This window comes from Methanoculleus horonobensis (assembly GCF_001602375.1).
Classification (GTDB): Archaea; Halobacteriota; Methanomicrobia; order Methanomicrobiales; family Methanoculleaceae; genus Methanoculleus; species Methanoculleus horonobensis.
The window spans coordinates 16,668-38,895 of the sequence record NZ_BCNY01000011.1 but is presented as its reverse complement, the minus strand read 5'-3'; the positions used below and the strand labels follow the sequence as shown (position 1 = coordinate 38,895).

Genomic DNA, 22,228 nt, shown 5'->3' with positions numbered 1-22,228 from the left:
GCCGGGACAGCGTTTCTTTTTTTGAAAGTCTAACACCGGCCGGTTGCCCCGTATTGTTTCCAGTACCATTGTAACGCGTCACGTTCCACGCGTTTGATAAAACCGTCTTTGCCGTCACAGTATTGCCCTATATCTCGCGGATACCGGGCGGCAAGTTCCGACTTGAGAGCGGCATACGCACGGCTGATCTCGGGACGGCACCTCAGGTAATCCCGAAAGGCCAGGTGCCTTGTGATATTCTGGACGTTATCGAACTGGAAGGCATGTATCTGGTGGGTGCGGTTCTCCCCGCCTTTGCGGAAGTATCTTCTGCCGGGTATGCCGAGTTCACCCATGGTTTCATAGCCGATAGCCTCGAACCGTTCGGATCTCTCATCAACCTGCTCGATATCAAGGACAGCCGGCATGATATCGATGATCGGTTTTGCCCGGAGGCCCGGCACGGACGTGCTGCCGATGTGAAAGATCTCTACAAGGTTCTCTTTCAGGATATCCTCTATCAGGCGGGCTTCCGTCCGAAAGAGTTCCGGCCAGGCAGGATCATACTCGACGACGCGGACGTGTATGTAATCGAGAACGGTTGCGTCCGACGGATCTGTCTGCCTTTCGCTCATCTTCTATCACCTGGGCCGGCAATCCATAATAGTATGGCTCCAGACGGACTCCCCTCAAGCTCCGGACGTGCCATCCGTCGCCGTTCGAAAACGCTTCGCGTTTTCTCATGCTCCGGTTCTGCGAACCGTCGCATCCGTGAAGTACGCTAAAATAGCCTCCATATCCACGTGCTCCTCGAAGTGCCGTGCCAGGTCGTCGTAGGATGCCGCGGCCCCGAGGGCGCCTCCGCCGGCTTCCGCCACCGGCTCGAAGGCCACGCCCCGCCGCCCTGCGAGGTGGGCGAGGAGGGCGTTTACGGCGCCGGGGTTCTGGAAGAGGCCGTGCATGTATGTCCCGAAGACCAGGCCGTCGGGGGTTGCGGCCCCTTCGCCGGCGAACGCCTCGGGCAGTTCTCCATGCTCCGTCTCGCCCATGTGGATCTCGTAGCCCTCCACCACCCCCATTGCGGTGAGGATGGGGCCGGGGCCGGTTGCCCGGCGCCGGACCTGCACCGTCGTCTTGTGGTAGCCGGTAAAGGCGGTGACGACGTCCAGGAGCCCGAACCCCGGGTAATCCGCGGGGTTCTCCGACTCGATGCCGGAATCAACGATCCGGTTCCCGAGCATCTGGTAGCCGCCGCAGATCCCGATGATCGGGACGCCCCGTTCGCGGGCGAGCCGGAGTTCTTCCCCCACACCGTGGCGATTCAGCACGGTGAGGTCTTCGACGGTGTTCTTCGTCCCGGGGAGGATGATGCAGTCGTAACCGGAGAGCGATCCGCCGGGCGGGACGTAGTCCACCGTGGCGTGCTCTTCGAGGAGCTCGAAGTCGGTGAAGTTTGAGATCCGCGGTAGGCGGAGGACGGCGATCCTGACCGGGCAGGCGGCCGCCCTCTGTCCTTTATCGGCGATCGAGAGCGAATCCTCGCTCGGGAGGGGGATATCGGCGAAAGGAACCACTCCGAGCACCGGAACGCCCGTGAGTTCCTCGAGTTTCTCGACGCCCGGGGCGAAGAGTTCCGGGTCTCCCCGGAACTTGTTGACGATGACCCCGACGACGAGGGGCCTGACATCCTCCGGGAGGAGGGCGAGCGTTCCGTATACCTGGGCGAAGACCCCGCCCCGCTCGATATCGGCGACCAGGACGATGGGGAGGCGGAGCGAGCGGGCGAGCCGTATGTTCGCGATGTCGCGGTCGTAGAGGTTCACCTCCGCCGCTCCTCCGGCACCTTCGATCACCACGTTCCCGAACCGGTTCCGGAGCCGTTCGAACGCAGCGACGGCCTCGGCAAGAAGCGTATCGGTCTCTCTGTAATAGTCCCGGATCTGCACATCCTTATATGGGCGGCCGAGCAGAACCACCTGCGAGACCGAATCCCCCTTGGGTTTGAGGAGGATCGGGTTCATTTCGGCCTCCGGCTCGATCCCGGCCGCGAAGGCCTGGACGGCCTGGGCGATCCCGATCTCGCTCCCGTCGGCCGTGACGTAGGAGTTGAGACTCATGTTCTGGGATTTGAACGGCGCAACCGGGATCCCGCGGCGGTAGAGCGCACGGCAGAGCGCCGCAACGGTCATACTCTTGCCCACGTGGGATGCAGTTCCGAGCACGATGAGAGACATTGCCGGCAGAAGAGTTGGGCACGACGGGTTATTAAGGGCGGGGTTCCATCAGGGATCCTATGGAGTTCTCCCCGCAAGCCCGCCTCCTCCTGGAGAGCCGCTACCTCCTCCCGGGCGAGACGCCGGACGCCCTCTTCTCCCGGGTCGCGGACGCCGTGGGCGGGACGGCACGGGCCCGCGAGTTCTTCTCGCTCCTCTCAGCCCTCCTCTTCCTCCCGAACTCCCCGACCCTGATGAACGCGGGCACTTCCGCCGGGCAACTCTCGGCCTGCTTCGTCCTTCCCGTGGAGGATACGCTCGAAGGGATATTCGGGACACTCGGCCATATGGCACTCATCCACCAGTCCGGGGGAGGAACCGGATTCTCGTTCTCCCGTCTGCGGCCCCGGGGCGACGCCGTCAACGGGGTTAAGGGCGCCGCAACCGGGCCGGTCTCGTTCATGCGGGTCTTCGATGCGGCGACCGGGGCGGTCAGGCAGGGCGGCCGGCGGCGAGGGGCGAACATGGGGGTGCTCGCGGCTTCCCACCCCGACATCGAGGAGTTCGTCACCGCGAAGCAGGACGGGGGGCTCTCGAACTTCAACATCTCGGTCGGTGTCGACGAGCGGTTCTTTTCGTGCCTCGCGACGGGGAAGGATTACGACCTCGTTAACCCCCGCGACGGCACGATCTGGAAGAGCATCGACGCCCGATCGCTCTGGCGCCTCATCGCCGCATCCGCCAGTGCCTCCGGCGAGCCCGGGGTGCTCTTCCTCGACGAGATCAACCGCCGGAGCACCACCCCGCACCTCGGCCGCATCGAGGCGACCAACCCCTGCGGCGAGCAGCCGCTCTACCCCTACGAGAGCTGCAACCTCGGAAGCGTCAACCTCGCCCGGTGCATACGAAAGCACGACCTCGACGAAGACCTGCTCGCGAAGGTCATCCGGTGCGGCGTCGACTTCCTGGATGCGGTCATCGATGTGAACCGATTCCCCCTCCCCGAGATCCGGGAGAAGACCCAGTCGACCCGGAAGATCGGCCTCGGGGTCATGGGGTTCGCCGAGGCGCTCATACGCCTCGGAATACCCTATGAGTCGGAGGAGGCACTCCGGTTTGCCGGGAGCCTGATGGAACATATGGAGGAGATGGCCCGGGAGCGGTCGGAGGAGCTCGGAAAGGAGCTCGGGTCGTTTCCGGCGATCGAGGGCTCGGTCTTTTCAGGTGAGATGCGGAACGCCACCGTCACCACCATCGCCCCCACAGGCTCGATCCACCTCATCGCCGGAACCACAAGCGGCATCGAGCCGCTCTTCTCCTTAGCCTACGACCGGACGATCGACGGCCGGCCGGTCAGCATCGCGAGCGGCCTCGCCGCCGAGTTCCTGCCCCGGACAGCCGGAGGGAAGGACGTGGCCGGGCACATCCGCCGCCACGGCACGGTCGCCGGCCTCCCCCTCGACGACCATGCCCGCGACCTCTTCAGGACGGCCACCGAGATCGCACCGGAGCACCATGTCCGGATGCAGGCGGCATTCCAGAAGCACGTGGACAACGCCGTCTCGAAGACCGTGAACCTGCCACAGAGTGCAACCGTCGACGAGATCGCCCGTGTCTTCTCCCTTGCCCACGACCTCGGATGCAAGGGCACTACCGTCTACCGCTACCGAAGCAGACCCGACCAGATATTCTCGCTAGGGTGCGATGTCTGCCTGATTGACGGATGACCATGCCAAATAATATATAACGAGAGCTGAAAGGTACAATGCAATGAACGGTGGGATATGTCCGACCTGCGGACTGCCAAAAGAACTGTGTATCTGTGAAGAAGTAGCCAAAGAACAGCAGAGAATCAGCGTAAAGATAAACAGGCGTCGGTATGGAAAGGAAGTCACGGTCATCGAGGGCCTCGACCCCTACGACATCGATCTCGAAGACCTCTCCAAGTTCCTGAAAGCGAAACTGGCCTGTGGCGGCACGGTCAAAGACTCCTCGATCGAGCTGCAGGGCAACCATCGCGAGCGAGTGAAAGACCTGCTCGCCCAGAAAGGATACAACATGGAAAATATCAGTTGACCGGGCCGTCCTCGATAGAGGACCCGGGCACTTTTTTTTGCGAAGACGCTGCACCCAGGAGGGCGACTCATTTCCGGGCGGCAGACACTATAATCAGCAGATAGGTATTACAATACAGGGAGTGGACGACCTATGGTGATGAGATGTTCGTTTGCGCTCGATCCCGACCTGATGGAGCAGATCGATCAGTTTGCCAGGGATCACGCGTTCGACAGAAACGAGGCGATTCTCGAGTTGATCGAGGCCGGCCTTGCCTGCAAGGAGGCGGGGACGCCGACGACCCGGCAGCCGCGAACGTTTGAGGAGTTGAGCCGGCTCCTGCAGGAACTTGAGGATGTCAAAGGAGTCCTTACCGAGCTCCGGAACGAAGTCCGGCTGGTCCACCACACGATCGAGACCGACTGGAACGACGAGGCGAAGGGTGTTCCGTTCCAGACGAAACACCCCTGGGAGTTCTGGCGGAAGTAGTCCGATTAACTGATGATGTTTGCGATGCTGCGGAACCCCTCGCCGGAGAGGTCATCGCAGAGAACCGCCTCGACCTTCGCCATATCGATATCGGGTGCATCGCGGCACCGGCTGCAGTAGGCCCGTGCCGGCGACGGCAGTTCTATCCCTTTTACCACGACGCGGGCGGAGTGGACGCAGAGCCGGCATTGATCGATGGGGACGCTCTCTCTCTCCGTGCACCGGACCCGGCCCCGGACGACCGGGAGGCGCCGGGGTTCACTCATAGGCTTCGACCCGGTATCCCGCCCGGCCGAGGATCGCGGCAACCTCGCTCTTCCAGGCGATGTCGTCGTCGATTGCGAGCGGTGCGACTCCCTCCTCCCAGCACCGGCGGAGGGCAGCATCCTCGGTGGCGAGGCTTCTCCGCCCTTTCACCCTCCCGACCTCCTGCTCGCCGGCATCGAAGATCCGCATGGTGCAGCAGATGTAGGAGCGGCAGATCAGCGGCCGGCTGTTGTGGATGGTGCAGACGTACTTCCCCCTCTCCCCCGGGAGAGGCCGGAGGAACGGGCACCAGGAAGGGTGTCTCTCGTTCTCGGAGGTCTCCCTGAAGGCATCGAGGAACCGCTCCTCGACCCGGGCGCGGAACGTGCCGCCGACGACCTTCTGCCGGCAGAGGAAATCGCGGCTCGTGAGCCTCTTATCGACCTCGATGAGCGCGCCGCCTGCCTGCATGCAGCACTTTCCGCAGAGGTTACATTCGAACGCCGTCATCCTGTAGATTCTTTGCATAACGATGGATAAAGGTTCGCGAATGGAGTGCTTTGCCGCCCCAATAGGGTTAAATCGATACGCATACAATGGAGTGGCATGAAGGTGTGCATTATGTGCGGAGGGGAGGGCACACGGCTCCGCCCCCTCACGTTCGGGCGTCCTAAGCCGTGTATTCCAATCGTCAACAAACCCTCGATCCAGCACCTGGTCTCACACCTCGCGAACCTCGGGTTCACCGACGTGGTGATCACGCTCGGGTACATGAGCGAGTCCATCGAGGAGGCCCTCGGGGACGGGTCGCTCTTCGGGGTCAACGTCACCTACGTCCACGAGAAGACGAAACTCGGGACGGCGGGGAGCGTCAAGAACGCCCAGAAATACCTCGAAGAACAGCCGTTTCTGGTCGTCGGCGGCGACCACGTGGTGGGCCTGAACCTGCTCGAGTTCTACCGCGAGCACCTCAACAACGACTCGATCACCACGATCGGGCTCATCAGTATCGACGACCCGACGGAGTACGGGATCGCCGAGATCGATGCAGACTACCAGATCAAACGGTTCAAGGAGAAGCCGAGCCCCGGGGAGATCTTCTCGAACCTCGCGAGCACCGGGATGTACGTCTGCAACCCGGAGATCTTCGACCATATCCCGACCGGGGAGAAGTTCGACTTCGCCCGGAACCTCTTCCCCGAACTGATGGAGAAGGGCTACGCCCTGAAGGCCTGGCTCGCCCGCGGCAACTGGTCGGACGTGGGTAGCCCCCGGTCGCTCCGTGAAGCGGAACGGTGGAAACTGCAGGATATCGGGTTCACGAACATCTCCGGCGACCTCTACATCAAGGGCGCCCGGATCCTCGGCCCGGCGCAGATAGGAAGCTGCGTCTCGATCGCGGCGAACTCCCGGGTGATCGGGCCGGTCTCGATCGGCGCCGGAACGATCATCGAGGAGAACGTCATCATCGGGCCGTACACGAGCATCGGGGAGGGCTGCATCCTCAAGAAGAACGCCAAGGTCTTCTCCTCGTCCATCTACAACCGGGTGCTGATCGGGAGCGACAGCACCGTCAGCGGGAGCATCATCGACAACGATACGCTCATCGGGAGCGGGTGCAACATCGAGCACGACACGGTCATCGGTCCGCGTGCGGTCTTAAAAGGCAGCGTGGTCGTCCACTCGGGAACCCGGCTCTGGCCGGAGGTGATCATCCCGGAGGGGACGATCGTCAAAGAGCACGTCCTGAACGAGGACTTCGATACCCGGACGGAAGGGTCCTGAGCGTCCGGGCACTCCCGGATCGGATTTTTCCGTTCCTCTTTTTTAGACCCTGAGGCTCAGGACGATGATCTCCGAGCCGTCGGCTCCGCGGGCCACGACCACGACGTCCACCGGCGTGCCGTTGTTCGAGACCCCGGCTCCCGTCCAGGCAGCATCTGCTCCTTTAGCGGGCGAAAGCCCTCCGGGCGGCTCGACCGTTGCGGCAAAACCGCTTGCGGCGCACGCGGAGGCGTTCGAGACATCGACGCCGTTCATGAAGACCGAGAACGGCTTCCCCGGGTCGAGCACGGAGGCGGGAGGCGTCTCCTCGACGGTGATGACGATGATCCCCGGAGCGGTGCGTTCGGCGGAGACCGCGGTCGTCATCAGCGCCGTTCCGGGGTTCACGTTGACCATCCCCGCACCGAGCATCGCGTGAGCGGCGAGCGGGGGGAGAACCACGACGACGAGGATAGCGGCGGCCGTGGAGCAGAGGATGAGCCTCGATGCCGCGGCACCCTCGTTCGGCCCGGCCGCTCTCTCCCGGAAGAACGAGACGACGAAGGCCCCGATGGCGGTGAGGGCTGCCATAGCAAGGGCAAGGGCGAGGAGGGGAAGTGCGTGGTTTGCGAAGGGAAAGATGATCGCAGAAAGGACGTCGGAGAGTTCGGGAGCGTATCCATGCCCGAAGACCGATGTGGCCTGGGAATAGAGGTAGTTGACCATAACGGCCGTGAACCCGGCGATCCCTCCCGCAAGGACGGCAAAGTCCCTCTTCATCCCGCCCTCCCGCGAAAGGGCGACCGGGAGCATCCCGGTGAGAAGGAGGGAGAGGATGCCGAGCACCAGGTTCTGGAACGTGCCGATGCCGTCGAAGAGTCCGTGGTTGTAGCAGGCGATACCGCTCCAGCACCATGTATGGACGTAGGTCGGGAGCACCACCAGCAGTCCGCCGCCGACGAGGCCGGCGATGAGCGAGGCAGGGAGGAGGCGTCTGAGGTTCTGCAGGGTCGTCTGGCGGTCGGACGTCATGGATCTACACTGAGCGTATGGTTGTCGATAGCTGCTTTTACCTTTCCGGAATTCACCCGCAGAGGATTACGCGATTCACCCCTTCCGCCCCGCCGCTGCCTGGACTGCGTAGATCACCACCGCCCACGCGGCGGCAAGGCAGAACCCGAGGGCCATCCAGGCAAGAAGAGAGATCCAGGGGGCAGGACGCAATCCCTGCCAGACGGCATGCATCATCATGAGCGGGTAGATGAGGATGCCGAAGACGAGGGTGCCCGAGACGAGGACGGCCCGGAAAGGCCGTTTCAGGGGAAGATGGCGCCTGAGAAGGAGGTACGGCGCGATCACCCCGAGACCGATGAGCGTGAGGGCCGACAGGAATATCAGGAGGTTCAGAAGGACCTCGAGAAGAGTCGATACGCCGAGAGGCTCGCTCGTGGGGAGGTAAAACGGCGGGATTGGCATCCATGTCGAACCGGTCAGGTAGCCGGAGATGAGGGAGAGGAACAGGAGGACGGCGGCGAGGAGCGGAATCGCAACCGCGAGTCGCCTTTTTTGGGTCTCCAGTTCGGTCAGCGCACCCGCAAAGAGGAGCGCGGCGGAGCACCCGAAGAGGAAGGGCGTCAGGAGGAGGATGCCGGCATACCGGATCATCTCGGAGATGTAGAGGAACGGTTTCGCCTCCGGCATCCGGTTCAGGTGTTCTCCCTCGTCGAGCCCCTCGCCGGGAGCCCGGATCGCCGACGGGGAGAGCCGCTGTGCGATCAGCGCTTTGAGAGACCTGTCCGGGTCGGGGCCCACGGTGTTGAATGTCCCGTAGTAGACGATGAAGAAGTCGTTGCTCCTTCCGTCGTCGAACGGCCTCTCGTAGGTGAGGATGTAGCCCCTCGCGGTCTCGTTGACAAAGAGCCAGGCGGGATATTTCCGCTCCGCGTCGGAGCGCTCGAACCCGGCGGCAAGGAGGTGGTCGCCGAGATCGAGTGTCGTCTCGGAGATCTCGCCGGAACCGGTCAGTGAATCGAGTAGCCTCATCTTCTCGTCTCTGAAGGTTCTCTGGTTATTGTACCACCATTGATCGACGACGTACTGTTCACCCGTATGTTCACGGGTGTATACTGCGCGAAGGGCCGTTCCGGAGAGAGGGGAAGCAGGAGGGCGGATCAGGAAGCGATCTTCATCGATGAGATAGTTGCCTTCGATCGTGGGGACGGCGAACCGCGAATATTCGTGATCCCCGGAGTCATAGGGGATAAACCATTTCATCTTCAGCCCGGGATCAGGGTAATCGTGGCCCATAAGGAACAACCCGGGCTCGAGATACCCCGGGACGAACCAGACGAGGAGGAGACAGAGGAGAAGCAACCCGAAGACCCGGGCCTGCCGCGGGGCATTGCCGCTCCCCTTCAGGAGACGGCGGACGACCAGAGGGATGGAGAGCACTGCCGCCCCGGCGACCCCGAGGCAGAGGACGGAGAGGGTCGAGAGGGAGAGGGAGAGCCAGGGGATGAGGGACGGCACGGGATCGACCATAAAGATCGCCGCCGCCAGACAGGGAAAGAGGAGGATGCCGAGCGCCAGCGCGGCGGCATATGGCCGCTTCATCGGGACGTACCGGTCGATGAGGAGGATGGGCGCGATCGTCGCGAGAGCGAGGAGGGCGATGCCCGAAAGGGAGATGGCGGCGCTCATCAGGACGTCGACGGCGGGCGATAGGCCGAAATACACCCACCCGGGGACGTAAAACGGCAGTATCATCTGCATCGATCCTGCAAGATAGGCGGGAACCAGGTAGAGCAGGAAGAGCGCGACGGCCAGGGCGATTACCCGCCCGCCCGCTCCGGTCTTCCTCCTCACCAGTGCGAGGAGGAGTGCCGCGGAGCACCCGAAGAGGACGGCCGCGAACAGGTATACGCCGCCGTATTCGAAGATGATGAACGGGTAAGCGTTGCCCCCGCCGAAGAGTTCCGGCGCGAGAAAGCCCGGGAGGAACCAGAGGAGCGAGATGCAGAGCAGGTAGAGTTCGGCGATCGCCGCCGGGTGCGGCGGCTGTTCCCTGAGGTAGTTTCTTGTCCAGCGGGTGATGGTTTCTCGTATTCCTCTCATCTCGACGCCCCGTTCAGGCCTCCATGCCCCTTCTCGTCCGCGAATAGGCATGTCGGCTGCGAAACGGTCTTCTTGAGGTGCCTTCAGAGCATTTGAGGTCCACTGGCCCCCTGAATCAAGAGCGGCCGTTTCTGGTTGTTCGAAATGCTATTTAATGTTACATATACTTTCTGATATATTCAAGCAGGTTAAGTAGACCTTATGCGAATTTGACGCCTGTCACCGGCGCACCGGGGCGAAATCCGCCTGGGACGACTACGGCAACCTCGGCATGACCGTTCGCTACTACGACTCGGGCGGCTCTTGCGACTCCATGGTCAGCGATCTGGTGGTCTCCGCCCCGGTCCTTCAGTTCACTCACGCGGGCGGCCAGATCGGGATGTGGAACCATGATTCGGGTATCCTGAGCGACAACGACGGCGATGTGACCTATACCCTGCGGTTCTACCAGGATATCGATACCGACGGCGACGGCATCCCCGACTGGCTCGAAGTGGCCGGCTGGTGGGACGGCTTCGGGAACCGGTACTTCACCGACCCGTACAGCGCTGATTCCGACGGCGACGGCCTGACCGACGGCGAGGAGGCCGGACAGATGGTCCTGGTCAACGGGAAGATCTACTTCATCCTCGTGAGCGACCCGAACAGCGTCGACGGGGATGGGGACGGGATCAGCGACGCACTCGAACTGGACGAGTTCGGTACCGACCCGCTGGCGCGCGACTCGGATCACGACGGCCTGACCGATGCCTACGAGCTGGACAACGGTACCAATCCCAATAATCCCGATTCCGACGGCGACGGCTGGGTCGACGGCAAAGACGGCGAACCTGGCGATGCCGACACGCACGAGTACAGCGCCGGGCGCGCAGCGGCCGAACTGGTCCTCGGGTTCACCCTGGGCGCCTACGCCGAGGAGAACCACGACAACGTCTACTACCTGATCGGCTCCTCATTGAGCGGAATCGTCTTTGTCGGCGACATCCGGGACGCCGGGGTGTACATCTCCCAGGGGGACAAGCAGATGGCGCTCGTCTGCCTCGTCGGGCTGGTTCCCACGGGTGGTGATGGAGCACGGTACATCTCGAAGATCGGGAAAGAAATGGCCGAATACTCGGCGGAAAATGCTGCCAAAGTGTCCGCGAAGATTGAGTTCCGGCGCACGGCCGTTGAGGCCATCCAGAAGAGCGGTGCGGGTGAGGTGGAGAAAGTCGCCTTGCTCGACGAAGCGTTCCTGGGGCTGGGGACAAGAGTTGTCAGAGCAGCGGATGGTGTTACTGCCGATGACGTGCTTGATCTCGTTGGCGATGAGACAAAGAAACTCACGCCAACCGAGATGCTGCGAGTGACCAAACGTGGGGACGGAACTGCTGTCTGGCTGGAGGAAGGTACACTTGACTCGGCTGGTGGTGAGGTTCTGGGAACCGTATATGACAATGGTGGATCCGGATGGGTTCATATCCAGAATAATCACATCTACTATCATGGTACCAACCAGTTTAGAGATGTCTTCGGCCCTGTGTATGAGGATCAGGATGCAATAAAGAATCTTATCCTGGATGGGGCGAAGAATGGGCAAAAGATTAATGATAACGGAGTCTACCACTACGTGGAGCCGAATTCTGGGGAAATATTGTTGTTGATTATTGGAAGTAATGGCTATATTGTAACGGCACACCCCTTGAGGATGAACTAACATGATGGATGAGTTGAAGGAAAAACTCAAATTTCCAACTTTTATTCGGGGTACGGTACCTGATGCTGTATATCTAGATAGCGTCTACACACAGCTTGTTCTTATCGAATTTGCTAGCGGGCAAAAGGCATACGTCTTTGATGGTGCCTTCGAAGGTCATATGCTCTGTACCCCTGATATGATTGGGGGGATTAGAGAAGTCATCTTGGCCATGTTAGTATCATCTCTGGAAAAAATGGAGGCCGCTGAGAAAAGTGTAGATGCACCATTAGACCTTCAAGGAGATTACGCCGGACCTGACCTCGACATCAATGGCTGCATAGAAGAGATCATCATTCCAGATGACCCTAAAAGAGCTGAACGATGGCACGGTGCCATCGTCGATTTTGAAGCTGGAAGGATGCTAATTGACATTGATAAAAAAAATTCCTACCTCCAACTCGATGTAGGAGACTACGTTCACGCTTACGGCCGTGTAGACCTCCGGGGAATTGAGTAGACTTTACCCCGGTATTTCTTTTTTGTACGATTTTCATCATAACTTGTATCCAGCAGGAACTGCTGACTCTCAGAGACCTTTTTGGGCATCCCCGTCGGCTTTCACCGGGTCGACATCCTCAAGAGCAGCTACGCCCTGCTTACCATGACCTCGCGCAGCGTGGCTCCGGCTGGATCGACGGCAAAGACGGCGAACCTGGCGATGCCGACACATACGAGTACAGCGCCGGGCGCGCAGCGGCCGAACTGGTCCTCGGCTTCACCCTGGGCGCCTACGCCGAGGAGAACCACGACAACGTCTACTACCTGATCGGCTCGTCGCTGAGCGGGATCGTCTTTGTCGGCGACATCCGGGACGCCGGGGTGTACATCTCCCAGGGGGACAGGCAGATGGCGCTCGTCTGCCTCGCCGGGCTGGTTCCCACGGGCGGTGACGGAGCACGGTACATCTCGAAGATCGGGAAGGGAATGGCCGAATACTCGGCGGAAAATGCTGCCAAAGTGTCCGCGAAGATTGAGTTCCGGCGCACGGCCGTCGAGGCTATTGCAGAACCTTTGTTTGGGATGGCTTCTAGGCCTTCCTATCCTCGATATTAACCGGAGGCCGGGCTCGCAGCCTCCGGGCTGAAAACCCCGGGGTGCCCCCGACGGGAGGGGTGCCTGTCACCCGTGCCTGACAAGCCGGTGGGTCAGCGCGACGAGGGGATGGCGGGCGTAATCGAGCACTTTGATGTCGTCGAGCGTCTTTAAGTTCAGCGTCCGGGCCGTCCGCTCCATCCCGAGCTCGATGTTCTCCCGGACCTCGATGATGTAGGCGTCGAGGTTCGTGATCCCGAGCCTCTTCGCCGCGATCGCCCGGTGGTGCCCGTCGACCAGGATCCAGCGGCCCGGCCGCCTGACCACGATCAGGGGTTCGGCAAGCCCCTTCTGGATCTCGTACATCCGCCCTTCGAGTTCGTCCTCGTAGATCTTCGACTGGGTGGGCAGGAGGTCGTTGATCGGAACCGAACCCCTTCGTAAGGCCGGCTCGACCCCGTAGAGTTTTTTGAGGGTCTCGATGAACTTGAAGACCTTCTCCGGCGAGACGTGCTCGATCTGGGACCTGATGACGTCGGCGTTCGACATGATCCCGATGAGCTCGTTCTTCTCGTTGACGACCGGGAGTTTCTGGATGCCGGAGCGGAAGATGACCCGGGCGGCGTCGTTCACGCTCATGTCCGGATCGGCGACGATGAGATGACGGGACATCACCTGCTCCACCGGCGTCGACGGATGGGCAAAGAGGAGGTCCCGTGCCGATATGTAGCCCACCACCTCTTTTGAGTTCTCCACGACCGGAAAGCCGTCATGGTGCGTCTTCTTTATTGTCTCGATGACGTCCCTGACCGTCCCGTGGGCGTTGACGGTGACGACGTCGTAGGTCATGTAATCCTTGACCTTCTTCTTATCCATCATGATAGTGTCACGCTGGCCCGACATGAAATGTTCGGTCAAACCCGGCAAAGTCCCAAAAAATGGTTATTCAATGGGGATCGTGGTCCCGGTCTCGGTCGGCGCCTTCTTCAGCCGGACCTCGAGAACCCCGTTCTTGAACGATGCAGCGGAGTTATCCTCGGTCACTTCCGCCGGAAGCAGCACCGTGCGGCTCATCTGGCCGTAGACGCGCTCCCGCACGAAGAAATCGCGGCTCTCCTCTTCGGTCTCTCCCGTCCGCCTGCTGGAGATCTCCAGGTGCTGGGGATCGATGAGCCGGACGGCGACGTTCTCCTTCTCGATGCCGGGCAGATCGGCAACGACGATCACCTCGTCCTCGTGGTCGCGGACATCCACGCGGAAGTCGCGGACGGCCGGGACGACCCGGCCCCGAACCTCTTCTCCCCGCGCGCCGATTCCCCCGAGCATGGACTGGAACCTGCTCTCCATCTCGGCCATAAGGTCGTCGAAGTCCTGCCAGATCGTCCGGTACGGCCCTCGTTCGATTCTTGCCATGGTAATCACTCCTGTTGACTCGGATCGCCCCGGACGAGCTGGCCGTCCGAGGCTAACCTTTAGGTAGTGGCGATAAAATATAAATTTATCTCTGGCATCTCCGCTCCTCTCCAGAACGATATCATTTTATTTCACCAAACGGCGATTGTACTCATAATGAAAAAGACACAGCAGAAGACCTCGAAGGACGACAACGCCCCGTGGATGAAATGGGCCTACGTGGGCATCGCCCTGCTGGTTGCGGTTGCCATGGTGGGCACCTACCTCGCCCCGATGTTCGAGAAGAAACCGGCCGCCCAGGTAGGCAACATGGCGGTGATCGACTATACGGTTCTTGCCGAGGACGGGCGCCCCCTCATCACGACCGACCAGAACCTCCTCGAGAGCGAATACAAGAAAGGGAACGTCGTCCTCCTGACCCAGCGTCTGGAGATGCCTGTCGGCGGGCAGGTCTCGGGCGAGAACATTGCCGTTATCCCTGTCGTATACCCGGAGATCAACGGCTTCTCGGGATTCGGCCTGCTCGGCTTTGAGACCAACGCAATCTCCGTGGGGCTCGTCGGGATGCGAGCCGGCGAGACGAAGACGATCAGTTTCTCCTACGGGGAAAACGACCTCGCCATGAACCTGAGTGAAGAGGATGCAGACGGCATCGGCCTCAACTTTACCGAGACGGAAGTGGGCGAACTCGTTCCGCTCGGGCTGACGACGACGCCGGATATCAACCTCGGCAACGAGACCAACGAGAGCCCTGCGCTGCGCTTTGGCAAGGTCACCGCCAAGAACCCTGACTCGATGACCATCGCGCACCGCTACGGCAGCGCCCGGGTCACGCTCGGCGGTATAACCGGGTGACGGCACCCCCCCACAGTTTTTTATAATCTCCCCGCGACCTGCCGTACATGGCGGTAAAGGTGATCAGTTTCTACCAGGAAGGATGCATGGGGTGCGAGGAGCAGACCCCGATCCTTCGCGAGGCCGAGAAGAACCTTGGAATCAGGATAGAGGAGATCGATGCCGTGAAGAACCCGGAGTACATCCAGAAGTATAACCTCCGGGTGACGCCGACGACCATCGTTCTCGATGGTGACGAGGTCAGCGAGCGGATGGAGGGGCTCGTCCACCGTGAAGACCTCGAAGCCGCGGTCCGGCGCCATCTCACCGAGCCCCTGCCCCGGTGAGGGTCAGCGCCCCTGGTAGCGTCCCTCGAGATACCCGTAGATCCGCTTCACCCTGCGGGCAAATGTCTTCCATCCCTCTTTTCGTATAACCGGGCCTTCACGGAGTTTGATGTGCGAGATCCGGATCCGACGGCCGCCGAAGGTGTAGGTCTCCCCGACGACGAACTCGTCCTCGCCGTCGGCGGTCTGGTAGAGCGGGAGGGTCGTGCGTCCGGTATGGATCGACGCCTTCACCACGACCTGCTCGATCCCCCGCGTCCAGATGGTCGTCACCTCGCGGGCCGCAGCCCGGCGAACCCTCTTTGCTCCGACCTCGATGCCGGTGACCTCGACCCCGAAGACCTCGTCGCCGCACTCCGCGACGATGCGGTCGCCGAGGGAGACGCCCTCGTCCTCGAGCATCTCGATGCTGCAGACCATCGATTCGGTCTCCTGGCTCACGATGGCCTTGATGGTGAGGATCTCGGGCTCGGGGGGCTTCGGCACCCGGTGAACCTGGCCGCACTCGCAGCACTGCACCACCAGATCGGCGGCTTCCCGGAGAATCTGGTGTTCGCACTCCTCTTTACAGACGGGGCAGACGATGCTAATCATTCATTAGCAATAGCATCCCTCTCCTAATAAGCATGAAGGCGAGGGATATCGTGCGGGCACGGGGGCACCCGCTGGTCAGGGGAACTCATCGGACGACATTCGAGGTGACAAAGGACGATACGCTGACCGAGACCGGTGACTGCATCATCGGCGTCGCCGCCGACAAGGGCGCCGCCGACCTCGATCCCGGCTTCAAAGCGCTCCTTCGCGACGAACGGGCGGTGCTCACGACACGGCTTACCGCGGGGGGAGAGACCGTCGAGGTGACGTCGCGGGGCAACGCGGCGTTCAGCCTGGATCACCCCGCCGACCTCGTCTGGCGGCGGAGCGATTTCGTCTCCGACCGGACGGTGGGCATCCGCTCCGACCGGGTCGCGGCGACCCTCCCCCGGGAGTTCATCGAGGCGCTCCGGCGCGAGGAGGAACTCGTCGTCGAACTCGAGGTGGAGATCCCCTAGGGTTCTGAACGGGACCTGTCACCGGGCGTCCCGCATCCCGTCCCGGATATCGCCGAGCACCAGTACGCTGATCCCGAGGAGCAGAACCGCCGCGAAGAGCCCGACGATCATGACCACTCCCGCCGGGGGACCGCCCAGGAGATCCAGGATCGCGACGGCGCCCACGGCAAAGACCATCATGACCGCCCACGCCTTCCCGTCTACCATGATGCATGGTGCGCCGCTCTGTGCGATGTACGCTTTGAAAGGAGTTCCGCGATCACGGCCGGTTCCCGAACGCGGATGCCCCCCGCGATGCCGCCAGGGATAGATTTATGCACTCAAGGTGCGGGGAAACGGGTGAGATTATGCAACCGCTCACCCCGGCGATCGAGGACCTTCTCGAACACCTGGAGGATCTCGACCGCCGCCTCCGCCCGCTCAGGGCCGGCGAGGGTGCGGCTCCCGTGGGGAACCTGCTCCTGCTCAAACCCGCTCTTGCCGAGATCTACGATCAGGTAGATACACTGATCGCCGGGATCCGGAGCATCGACGCCGCATACCAACGATACCGCGACCGGTTCCTCAATCTCCCGGCCGTTTGCCTCAGCACGGGCGCGGACGGCGTCATCCTGGAGGCGAACCGGGCGACGGCCCTCCTGCTCGGGCTCGCTCCCGACCGGCTCCAGGGTCTGCCCCTCGATGCGCACCTCCACCCGGAGAGCATCCCGGCGTTCCGGTCGGCTGTTGCAGCGCTCGGCCGGGGGGAGGGTCTACCGGCACAGGAGTTCCTGCTCGTCCGCGCCGACGGCGGCATCATTCCGGCAGCCGTGGGAGTATCGGCCTCTTACGGGCCCGGCGGCCGTGCAACCGAGTTCCTCTGGGTCTTCCGCGACATCTCAGGAGAGAAGCAACTCGAAGAAACCCTCCGGGAGAGTGAAGACCGGTACCGTGAACTGACCGAGAATGTCAGCGACGCGTTCCTCGCCCTGGACAGGGACGGCCGCGTCATCTCCTGGAACCGGACGGCCGCCCGCCTCTCGGGCCGCCCGATGGAGGAAGCGGTTGGCAAGAGCATCTACGACCTCTTCCCGGAGCTCCGGAACGATGAGGTCGTCGAGTTTTTCAGGGAGATCGTCACGACCGGCCGACCCGGCGTGAAAGAATGCAGGTTTCATCTCCGCGGGCGGGAGCATGCCTTCGAGGTGCGTGCCGTTCCCACCCGTGCGGGCGTCTCCATCTACATCCGGGACATTACGGCCCGCCGTGAGGCTGAAGGTGCCCTCCTGCGGAGCGAGGAGCGGTGCCGGATGGTCGTGGAAAGCCAGACCGAGTTGATCTCCCGCAGGCTCCCCGACGGCACCATCACCTTCGCGAACGATGCCTACTGCCGTTACATCGGCATCCCGTGCGGCGACCTCGTCGGGCGGCGGTACGCCCTCACCGTCCCGGCAGACGACCAGGCCCGGATCCAGGAGAGCCTCGCCTCCCTCACTCCCGACCGCCCCGTATCGACGGTCGAGCACCGGGTGATCATGCCGGACGGCAGCGTCCGGTGGCAGCAGTGGACAAACACGGCGTCCTTCGACGAACGAGGCTCTGTCGTCGAGCACCAGTCGGTGGGCCGGGACATCACCGATGCGCGGATGGCCCGGGAAGCGCTCCTCCTCGCAAACCGGAAACTCAACCTCCTCTCCGACGTGACCCGGCACGACATCTTGAACCGGCTCACCGTGCTCACCGGCTACCTCGAGATCTTCCGGGAGCAGGTGAGCGACCCGGAGTTGCTCGTGTACCTCCAGAAAGAGGAAGAGGCCATCCGGGAGATCCAGCACTATATGGCCTTCACCGCGGAGTACCGGGACGTCGGCGTGGCCGCCCCCGCCTGGCAGGAACTCCGGCGGATCGTCCGCGAAGCGGTGGTGGGGCTCAACCCGGGCAATATCGCCATCGAGGTGCGGACGGGCGATCTCGAGGTGTATGCCGACCCGCTCATCGTCAGGGTCTTTGCAAACCTCATCGACAACTCGTTCCGCCACGGCGGACAGGTTACCCGGATACGAATCTATCCCGAGGAGTCTGATGGGGGGATCAGCCTTGTCTACGAGGACGACGGCATCGGCATTCCTTATGAAGAAAAAAAGAACCTCTTCGAGCGTGGGTTCGGGCGGCAGACCGGGTTCGGACTCTTCCTCTCCCGGGAGATCCTCGGCATCACCGATCTCTCCATACGGGAGACCGGCGAGCCCGGGAAGGGTGCGCGATTCGAGATCGCCGTCCCGCCGGGATTCTACCGCTTCACCGGTCGCGACCAAGCTCGGTGAGTTTCATCTCGGCCGTGCCGAGGAGGTCTTCGCACTGTTTAACGAGGAGCGCGCCCCGTTCGTAGATGGCGATGCTCTCCTCAAGGCTCGTCTCGCCGTCTTCGAGTTTCCGGACAATCCCCCGGAGTTCTTCCAGTTTCTCTTCAAAGGTCTTCGTCATATGTTCTCTCCTCCACGACGGCGACTGCCCGGCCGTCCACCATCCTGATCGTTACGCGCCCGCCCGGCTCAAGGCTCGCGGCGCTTCTCGCGACCCTGCCGCCCGTCTCGACGATGCAGTATCCCCGCTCAAGGATCGCGAGCGGGCTCTTTCCTTCGAGGATAGCCCGAACCTCCGCGAGGGCCGCGCGTTCCCGCTGCACCCGGACGGTCGCCGCCCGCCTGAGCAGTTCCTCGTGCTCGGCGAGGCGCTGCATCCGTTCGTTGATGCGGCGCGCGAGCCGCCGGGGGTGCATGCGCTCCCGGAGTTCCTCGACCTCGCTCTGTGAAGCGGCGAGGCGGTGGAGGAGGAGCGCTCCGATCCTCTCCTCGAACCCGGCAAGTTCCCTGAGCACCTCACGGCGTTCCGGCACCGCCCGTTCTGCCGCCGCGGACGGCGTCGGCGCCCGGAGATCCGCGGCAAAGTCGCAGAGGGCGGTATCCACCTCGTGCCCGACGGCGCTGATCACGGGCGTCCTGCACGCTGCGATTGCCCGCACGACGTCGGGGTGGTTGAAGGGGAAGAGATCCTCGAAACTCCCTCCCCCGCGCCCGACGATGATAACGTCCACGAGCCCGTCGATCCGCCGGATCGCCTCCGCGATCTCGACGTGCGCCCCATCCCCCTGGACGGCCGTCGGGGAGAGGAGAACTTCCGCCGGGTAGCGGCGGGAGATGATCGAGAGGATATCCGCGAGCGCCGCGCCGGTCGGCGAGGTGACCACGCCGATCCGTTGCGGGAAGAGAGGCAGAGAGCGTTTCCGCCCGGGATCGAAGAGCCCTTCGGCGTCGAGTTCCTGCTTCCAGCGCTCGACCATGAGGTGGCGTTCGCCGAGGCCCGCCGGGAGCATCTCGCGGACGATGAACTGATACCTGCCGTGAGGCTCGTAGACCTCAACAGATCCCCAGGCGAGGACGTCCATGCCGTCTTTCGGCGTGAACGCGAGCGCTGCCGCGGCGGTGCGCCACATGACGCAGTTGATCACCGCGGGGTTCCTCCCGCTCCTCTCCGAGAGCGAGAAGTAGCGGTGGCCTGAGCCGTGGTTCTTGTAGTTGGTCACCTCCCCCCGCACCCAGATCTGGTGCAGGCGTGCGTCGTCGAGGAGGTCGCAGATGAGCCCCGAGACCTCCGAGACCCCGAAGATGGGGGTTCCGAACCGCTCCGGGCCGGTGGAATGACCGCCGAGCATCATCACAATCTATTAGACCGATGGTTTATATCAAGTAGTGTTATGGGCCGTTTCGCCGTCTCGACCATGTTCTTCCACGAGTATCCCTGCGACCATATCTTCGACTACGTCGCCGAATCCGGCCTTGATTCGCTTGAATTCTGGGTCGAGACGCCGCATTTCTGGCTTCGCGACCGCCCTGAAGACGAACTCTCCGGCTGCATCGCGGGTCACCCGGAACTCGCGCCGATCACCGTCCATGCCCCGTCGCTGGACCTGAACCCCTGTTCCATCAACCCCCGGGTCGCCGATATCTCGGTCGACTACGCCGTCGAGGCCGTCCGGATGGCGGAGCGGGTGGGCGCCGCCGTGGTCACCGTCCACCCCGGGAAGCGGACGGCGAAACGGCACCCGAGCGCCTACGACTACCGGCGGTTCGAGAGTTACATCGCCCGGCTCCGGGAGGTGGCGGAGGGAACGCGGGTGAAGGTGGCGATCGAGAACCTGGAGCCCCGGGTCAACGCTCTCCTCTCCACGGCGGAGGATGCCGCCGAGGTGCTCGAGCGGGAACCCTGGCTCTGGTTCACGCTGGATATGGGGCACGCCATGATGACGTCCTGCGAAGAGACGATCCGGTTCATCGATCTCTGCATCGAGCGGATGGTCAATGTCCACGTCAGCGCGCTCGGCGGGAACGGGCGGCCCCACCACCCCATCCACGACGACCCGAAGGCATTGCGGGTGCTTACGGAACTTGCCGACCGGGGCTACGGCGGATACCTCACGCTGGAACTCGAAGATATGGTCTTTCCCGGAGCGCTCTCGTCCGAGGAGAAGGTCGTGCTTCTCTCGCGGGAATCGGAGGCGTTACGAGAGGTATTCTCCTGAAGCGCTGGTTTTATATCATCTGCGCACGACATAATTCATAAAATGCCGGGAATCAATCAATACCGGATGCTGCCGCTTGATGCGGCGTGGAGTCAATGGTAGTCGTAGACCTTCTAACTATAGAGATCATTTTATTCATTGTTTGTCTGCTCCTTTCGGGCTTCTTCTCGAGTTCGGAAGTCGCCCTCATATCGATAACCCGGGCGAAAGTCCGCGCCCTCCTAAATCAGGGTAGAAAAGGAGCGAAAGCACTCGATACGCTGAAACGATCGACCGACGGCCTCCTGATCACCATCCTGATCGGGAACAACATCGTCAACGTGGCCGCGGCATCGCTCGCGACCGCGATCGCGATCGCCATCTACGGCGACGTCGGTATCGGGATAGCGACCGGGGTCACGGTCATCCTGATGCTGATCTTTGGTGAGATCGGGCCGAAGATGTACGCTTCCCGGCACACCGAGGCACTCGCGCTCCGTGTCGCCCTGCCGGTCCTCTACCTCTCGAGAGTGCTCTACCCGGTGCTCTGGGTCGCGGATCGCATCAAGCGGCAGTTCGCCTTCAGGCCCGGCGTGACCGAACCGGTCGTCACCGAGGAGGAGATCAAGGAGTGGATCGACGTCGGCGAGGAGGAGGGCACCATCGAGGAGGAGGAGCGGGACATGCTCTACTCGGTGCTGCGCTTTGGAGACACGACGGTTCGCGAGGTGATGACGCCGCGAATAGATGTCATCATGATCGAGGATGTGTCCACGCTCGAGAACGCCCTCGCCATCTTCAACGAGACGGGGTTCTCCCGGATCCCGGCTTACCACGAGCAGATCGACAACGTCGTCGGGCTCTTAAACGTGAAAGACGTCTTCTCGGCGGTCTTCCGGCAGCAGACGAGCGCGACGATCGGAAACCTGATGTACGAGCCCTACTTCGTCCCGGAGAGCAAGAAGATCGACGAGCTCTTGAAGGAGCTCCAGGTGAAGAAGCAGCACATGGCGGTCGTCCTCGACGAGTACGGGTCGTTTGCCGGGATCGTGACCGTCGAAGACATGCTCGAAGAACTGGTCGGCGAGATCATGGACGAGTTCGACGAGGAGGAGCCCGAGGTTCAGCAGGTCGAGGAGGGTGTCTACCTGGTCGATGCGCGGGCGTGGGTGGAGCACCTCAACGAGGACCTGGGGTTATTCCTTCCGCTGACGGATGCCTACGAGAGCATCGGCGGCCTCGTCATCGACCGGCTGGGCCACATCCCCCGCCGCGGCGAAGTGGTCAAGATCGAGGAGAGCAACATCACGCTGGTGGTGATGCAGATGCGGGGTCGGCGGATCGTCAAGGTGAAACTGATCATCGCCTCTCAGAACGGGCCGGACGAGGCCCGCTAAGGAATTCGGAGAATGATA

Annotated in this window: 25 protein-coding genes; 12 read left to right on the top strand and 13 right to left on the bottom strand. The window is 62.2% G+C overall.

Annotation, left to right across the window (positions count from 1 at the left end; translation table 11 throughout):
• Positions 1 to 29: 29 nt before the first annotated feature.
• Positions 30 to 614 carry a GrpB family protein gene (locus MCUHO_RS02310; RefSeq protein ID WP_201786412.1) on the bottom strand — a complete coding sequence of 195 codons (585 nt, stop codon included), beginning with the start codon at positions 612 to 614 and terminating at the stop codon, positions 30 to 32.
• A gap of 105 nt (positions 615 to 719) precedes the next feature.
• The gene (locus MCUHO_RS02305) at positions 720 to 2,213 is read right to left on the bottom strand and encodes a cobyric acid synthase (RefSeq protein ID WP_067072921.1); all 1,494 of its coding nucleotides are present in this window, start codon (positions 2,211 to 2,213) and stop codon (positions 720 to 722) included.
• Positions 2,214 to 2,272: 59 nt separating this feature from the next.
• Between MCUHO_RS02305 and MCUHO_RS02300 the strand changes: the two genes are divergently transcribed.
• The 3 genes from MCUHO_RS02300 (at position 2,273) to MCUHO_RS02290 (ending at position 4,736) form a co-directional block, all read left to right on the top strand.
• Positions 2,273 to 3,919, top strand: a complete 1,647-nt coding sequence (locus MCUHO_RS02300) for an adenosylcobalamin-dependent ribonucleoside-diphosphate reductase (protein ID WP_067072919.1) — start codon at positions 2,273 to 2,275, stop codon at positions 3,917 to 3,919.
• Positions 3,920 to 3,962: 43 nt separating this feature from the next.
• Complete coding sequence (yciH, locus tag MCUHO_RS02295; RefSeq protein WP_011844832.1) at positions 3,963 to 4,268, top strand: stress response translation initiation inhibitor YciH; 306 nt, start codon at positions 3,963 to 3,965, stop codon at positions 4,266 to 4,268.
• Between the two features lie 132 nt (positions 4,269 to 4,400).
• On the top strand, positions 4,401 to 4,736 hold the full coding sequence (locus MCUHO_RS02290) for a type II secretion system protein E (RefSeq protein ID WP_067072917.1): 336 nt from the start codon (positions 4,401 to 4,403) through the stop codon (positions 4,734 to 4,736).
• Between the two features lie 5 nt (positions 4,737 to 4,741).
• On the opposite strand, the gene MCUHO_RS02285 is transcribed toward MCUHO_RS02290, so the two are convergent.
• Positions 4,742 to 5,002 carry a hypothetical protein gene (locus tag MCUHO_RS02285; RefSeq protein ID WP_067072915.1) on the bottom strand — a complete coding sequence of 87 codons (261 nt, stop codon included), beginning with the start codon at positions 5,000 to 5,002 and terminating at the stop codon, positions 4,742 to 4,744.
• Positions 4,995 to 5,492, bottom strand: a complete 498-nt coding sequence (locus MCUHO_RS02280; RefSeq protein ID WP_235808133.1) for a YkgJ family cysteine cluster protein — start codon at positions 5,490 to 5,492, stop codon at positions 4,995 to 4,997. The genes MCUHO_RS02285 and MCUHO_RS02280 overlap by 8 nt, the downstream gene beginning before the upstream one ends.
• A 96-nt stretch (positions 5,493 to 5,588) precedes the next feature.
• Here MCUHO_RS02280 and MCUHO_RS02275 point away from each other — a divergent pair, with 96 nt between their 5' ends.
• A complete protein-coding gene (locus MCUHO_RS02275) occupies positions 5,589 to 6,767 on the top strand; it encodes a sugar phosphate nucleotidyltransferase (protein WP_067072913.1) in 1,179 nt (392 codons plus the stop codon).
• A gap of 42 nt (positions 6,768 to 6,809) precedes the next feature.
• On the opposite strand, the gene MCUHO_RS02270 is transcribed toward MCUHO_RS02275, so the two are convergent.
• Together MCUHO_RS02270 and MCUHO_RS02265 are read right to left on the bottom strand one after the other, a co-directional pair.
• On the bottom strand, positions 6,810 to 7,778 hold the full coding sequence (locus MCUHO_RS02270; RefSeq protein WP_067072912.1) for a hypothetical protein: 969 nt from the start codon (positions 7,776 to 7,778) through the stop codon (positions 6,810 to 6,812).
• Between the two features lie 75 nt (positions 7,779 to 7,853).
• Positions 7,854 to 9,860 (bottom strand): hypothetical protein, encoded by a 2,007-nt coding sequence (locus tag MCUHO_RS02265; RefSeq protein ID WP_067072910.1) that lies wholly within the window; start codon positions 9,858 to 9,860, stop codon positions 7,854 to 7,856.
• A gap of 271 nt (positions 9,861 to 10,131) precedes the next feature.
• Between MCUHO_RS02265 and MCUHO_RS02260 the strand changes: the two genes are divergently transcribed.
• Positions 10,132 to 11,556 carry a hypothetical protein gene (locus MCUHO_RS02260; protein WP_011844825.1) on the top strand — a complete coding sequence of 475 codons (1,425 nt, stop codon included), beginning with the start codon at positions 10,132 to 10,134 and terminating at the stop codon, positions 11,554 to 11,556.
• 1 nt (position 11,557) lies between these two features.
• Positions 11,558 to 12,055, top strand: coding sequence for a hypothetical protein (locus MCUHO_RS02255; protein WP_011844824.1), 498 nt, complete (start codon positions 11,558 to 11,560; stop codon positions 12,053 to 12,055).
• 301 nt (positions 12,056 to 12,356) lie between these two features.
• Here the strand turns inward: MCUHO_RS02255 and MCUHO_RS12535 are convergent, their stop codons facing one another.
• The 3 genes from MCUHO_RS12535 to MCUHO_RS02240 all read right to left on the bottom strand — a co-directional run bounded on the left by MCUHO_RS12535 (position 12,357) and on the right by MCUHO_RS02240 (position 14,043).
• A complete protein-coding gene (locus tag MCUHO_RS12535) occupies positions 12,357 to 12,554 on the bottom strand; it encodes a hypothetical protein (protein WP_153019980.1) in 198 nt (65 codons plus the stop codon).
• A 163-nt stretch (positions 12,555 to 12,717) separates the two neighbouring features.
• Positions 12,718 to 13,506 (bottom strand): CBS domain-containing ParB/RepB/Spo0J family partition protein, encoded by a 789-nt coding sequence (locus tag MCUHO_RS02245; protein ID WP_067073196.1) that lies wholly within the window; start codon positions 13,504 to 13,506, stop codon positions 12,718 to 12,720.
• A gap of 66 nt (positions 13,507 to 13,572) precedes the next feature.
• Positions 13,573 to 14,043 (bottom strand): Hsp20/alpha crystallin family protein, encoded by a 471-nt coding sequence (locus MCUHO_RS02240; protein WP_067072906.1) that lies wholly within the window; start codon positions 14,041 to 14,043, stop codon positions 13,573 to 13,575.
• Positions 14,044 to 14,199: 156 nt separating this feature from the next.
• Between MCUHO_RS02240 and MCUHO_RS02235 the strand changes: the two genes are divergently transcribed.
• Together MCUHO_RS02235 and MCUHO_RS02230 are read left to right on the top strand one after the other, a co-directional pair.
• Positions 14,200 to 14,898 (top strand): hypothetical protein, encoded by a 699-nt coding sequence (locus MCUHO_RS02235; protein WP_067072903.1) that lies wholly within the window; start codon positions 14,200 to 14,202, stop codon positions 14,896 to 14,898.
• A 47-nt stretch (positions 14,899 to 14,945) separates the two neighbouring features.
• Positions 14,946 to 15,224 carry a thioredoxin family protein gene (locus MCUHO_RS02230; RefSeq protein ID WP_067072901.1) on the top strand — a complete coding sequence of 93 codons (279 nt, stop codon included), beginning with the start codon at positions 14,946 to 14,948 and terminating at the stop codon, positions 15,222 to 15,224.
• Between the two features lie 3 nt (positions 15,225 to 15,227).
• On the opposite strand, the gene MCUHO_RS02225 is transcribed toward MCUHO_RS02230, so the two are convergent.
• Positions 15,228 to 15,818, bottom strand: a complete 591-nt coding sequence (locus tag MCUHO_RS02225; RefSeq protein WP_067072899.1) for an HVO_0476 family zinc finger protein — start codon at positions 15,816 to 15,818, stop codon at positions 15,228 to 15,230.
• Between the two features lie 32 nt (positions 15,819 to 15,850).
• Here MCUHO_RS02225 and MCUHO_RS02220 point away from each other — a divergent pair, with 32 nt between their 5' ends.
• Positions 15,851 to 16,276, top strand: coding sequence for a DUF371 domain-containing protein (locus MCUHO_RS02220; protein ID WP_067072898.1), 426 nt, complete (start codon positions 15,851 to 15,853; stop codon positions 16,274 to 16,276).
• Positions 16,277 to 16,294: 18 nt separating this feature from the next.
• Here MCUHO_RS02220 and MCUHO_RS02215 read toward each other — a convergent pair whose 3' ends face one another.
• A complete protein-coding gene (locus tag MCUHO_RS02215; RefSeq protein WP_067072897.1) occupies positions 16,295 to 16,483 on the bottom strand; it encodes a hypothetical protein in 189 nt (62 codons plus the stop codon).
• Positions 16,484 to 16,623: 140 nt separating this feature from the next.
• Between MCUHO_RS02215 and MCUHO_RS02210 the strand changes: the two genes are divergently transcribed.
• Positions 16,624 to 18,579 carry a PAS domain S-box protein gene (locus MCUHO_RS02210; RefSeq protein ID WP_067072896.1) on the top strand — a complete coding sequence of 652 codons (1,956 nt, stop codon included), beginning with the start codon at positions 16,624 to 16,626 and terminating at the stop codon, positions 18,577 to 18,579.
• Here the strand turns inward: MCUHO_RS02210 and xseB are convergent.
• Positions 18,554 to 18,739 (bottom strand): exodeoxyribonuclease VII small subunit, encoded by a 186-nt coding sequence (gene xseB, locus MCUHO_RS02205; protein ID WP_067072895.1) that lies wholly within the window; start codon positions 18,737 to 18,739, stop codon positions 18,554 to 18,556. The genes MCUHO_RS02210 and xseB overlap by 26 nt on opposite strands.
• On the bottom strand, positions 18,723 to 19,970 hold the full coding sequence (gene xseA, locus MCUHO_RS02200; RefSeq protein ID WP_235808132.1) for an exodeoxyribonuclease VII large subunit: 1,248 nt from the start codon (positions 19,968 to 19,970) through the stop codon (positions 18,723 to 18,725). Before xseA ends, xseB begins: the two co-directional genes overlap by 17 nt.
• 39 nt (positions 19,971 to 20,009) lie before the next feature.
• Between xseA and MCUHO_RS02195 the strand changes: the two genes are divergently transcribed.
• A complete protein-coding gene (locus MCUHO_RS02195) occupies positions 20,010 to 20,834 on the top strand; it encodes a sugar phosphate isomerase/epimerase family protein (protein WP_067072894.1) in 825 nt (274 codons plus the stop codon).
• 95 nt (positions 20,835 to 20,929) lie between these two features.
• Positions 20,930 to 22,210: a hemolysin family protein gene (locus tag MCUHO_RS02190; protein ID WP_067072893.1), complete on the top strand. Its 1,281-nt coding sequence runs from the start codon at positions 20,930 to 20,932 to the stop codon at positions 22,208 to 22,210.
• Positions 22,211 to 22,228: the final 18 nt, after the last annotated feature.

Bases quoted from the DNA above. Each gene is read 5' to 3' on its own strand.
- MCUHO_RS02310 (WP_201786412.1), bottom strand. From the start codon at position 614: ATGAGCGAAAGGCAGACAGATCCGTCGGACGCAACCGTTCTCGATTAC.
- MCUHO_RS02305 (WP_067072921.1), bottom strand. From the start codon at position 2,213: ATGTCTCTCATCGTGCTCGGAACTGCATCCCACGTGGGCAAGAGTATG.
- MCUHO_RS02300 (WP_067072919.1), top strand. From the start codon at position 2,273: ATGGAGTTCTCCCCGCAAGCCCGCCTCCTCCTGGAGAGCCGCTACCTC.
- yciH (WP_011844832.1), top strand. From the start codon at position 3,963: ATGAACGGTGGGATATGTCCGACCTGCGGACTGCCAAAAGAACTGTGT.
- MCUHO_RS02290 (WP_067072917.1), top strand. From the start codon at position 4,401: ATGGTGATGAGATGTTCGTTTGCGCTCGATCCCGACCTGATGGAGCAG.
- MCUHO_RS02285 (WP_067072915.1), bottom strand. From the start codon at position 5,002: ATGAGTGAACCCCGGCGCCTCCCGGTCGTCCGGGGCCGGGTCCGGTGC.
- MCUHO_RS02280 (WP_235808133.1), bottom strand. From the start codon at position 5,492: ATGACGGCGTTCGAATGTAACCTCTGCGGAAAGTGCTGCATGCAGGCA.
- MCUHO_RS02275 (WP_067072913.1), top strand. From the start codon at position 5,589: ATGAAGGTGTGCATTATGTGCGGAGGGGAGGGCACACGGCTCCGCCCC.
- MCUHO_RS02270 (WP_067072912.1), bottom strand. From the start codon at position 7,778: ATGACGTCCGACCGCCAGACGACCCTGCAGAACCTCAGACGCCTCCTC.
- MCUHO_RS02265 (WP_067072910.1), bottom strand. From the start codon at position 9,860: ATGAGAGGAATACGAGAAACCATCACCCGCTGGACAAGAAACTACCTC.
- MCUHO_RS02260 (WP_011844825.1), top strand. From the start codon at position 10,132: ATGACCGTTCGCTACTACGACTCGGGCGGCTCTTGCGACTCCATGGTC.
- MCUHO_RS02255 (WP_011844824.1), top strand. From the start codon at position 11,558: ATGATGGATGAGTTGAAGGAAAAACTCAAATTTCCAACTTTTATTCGG.
- MCUHO_RS02245 (WP_067073196.1), bottom strand. From the start codon at position 13,506: ATGGATAAGAAGAAGGTCAAGGATTACATGACCTACGACGTCGTCACC.
- MCUHO_RS02240 (WP_067072906.1), bottom strand. From the start codon at position 14,043: ATGGCAAGAATCGAACGAGGGCCGTACCGGACGATCTGGCAGGACTTC.
- MCUHO_RS02235 (WP_067072903.1), top strand. From the start codon at position 14,200: ATGAAAAAGACACAGCAGAAGACCTCGAAGGACGACAACGCCCCGTGG.
- MCUHO_RS02230 (WP_067072901.1), top strand. From the start codon at position 14,946: ATGGCGGTAAAGGTGATCAGTTTCTACCAGGAAGGATGCATGGGGTGC.
- MCUHO_RS02225 (WP_067072899.1), bottom strand. From the start codon at position 15,818: ATGATTAGCATCGTCTGCCCCGTCTGTAAAGAGGAGTGCGAACACCAG.
- MCUHO_RS02220 (WP_067072898.1), top strand. From the start codon at position 15,851: ATGAAGGCGAGGGATATCGTGCGGGCACGGGGGCACCCGCTGGTCAGG.
- MCUHO_RS02215 (WP_067072897.1), bottom strand. From the start codon at position 16,483: ATGGTAGACGGGAAGGCGTGGGCGGTCATGATGGTCTTTGCCGTGGGC.
- MCUHO_RS02210 (WP_067072896.1), top strand. From the start codon at position 16,624: ATGCAACCGCTCACCCCGGCGATCGAGGACCTTCTCGAACACCTGGAG.
- xseB (WP_067072895.1), bottom strand. From the start codon at position 18,739: ATGACGAAGACCTTTGAAGAGAAACTGGAAGAACTCCGGGGGATTGTC.
- xseA (WP_235808132.1), bottom strand. From the start codon at position 19,970: ATGATGCTCGGCGGTCATTCCACCGGCCCGGAGCGGTTCGGAACCCCC.
- MCUHO_RS02195 (WP_067072894.1), top strand. From the start codon at position 20,010: ATGGGCCGTTTCGCCGTCTCGACCATGTTCTTCCACGAGTATCCCTGC.
- MCUHO_RS02190 (WP_067072893.1), top strand. From the start codon at position 20,930: ATGGTAGTCGTAGACCTTCTAACTATAGAGATCATTTTATTCATTGTT.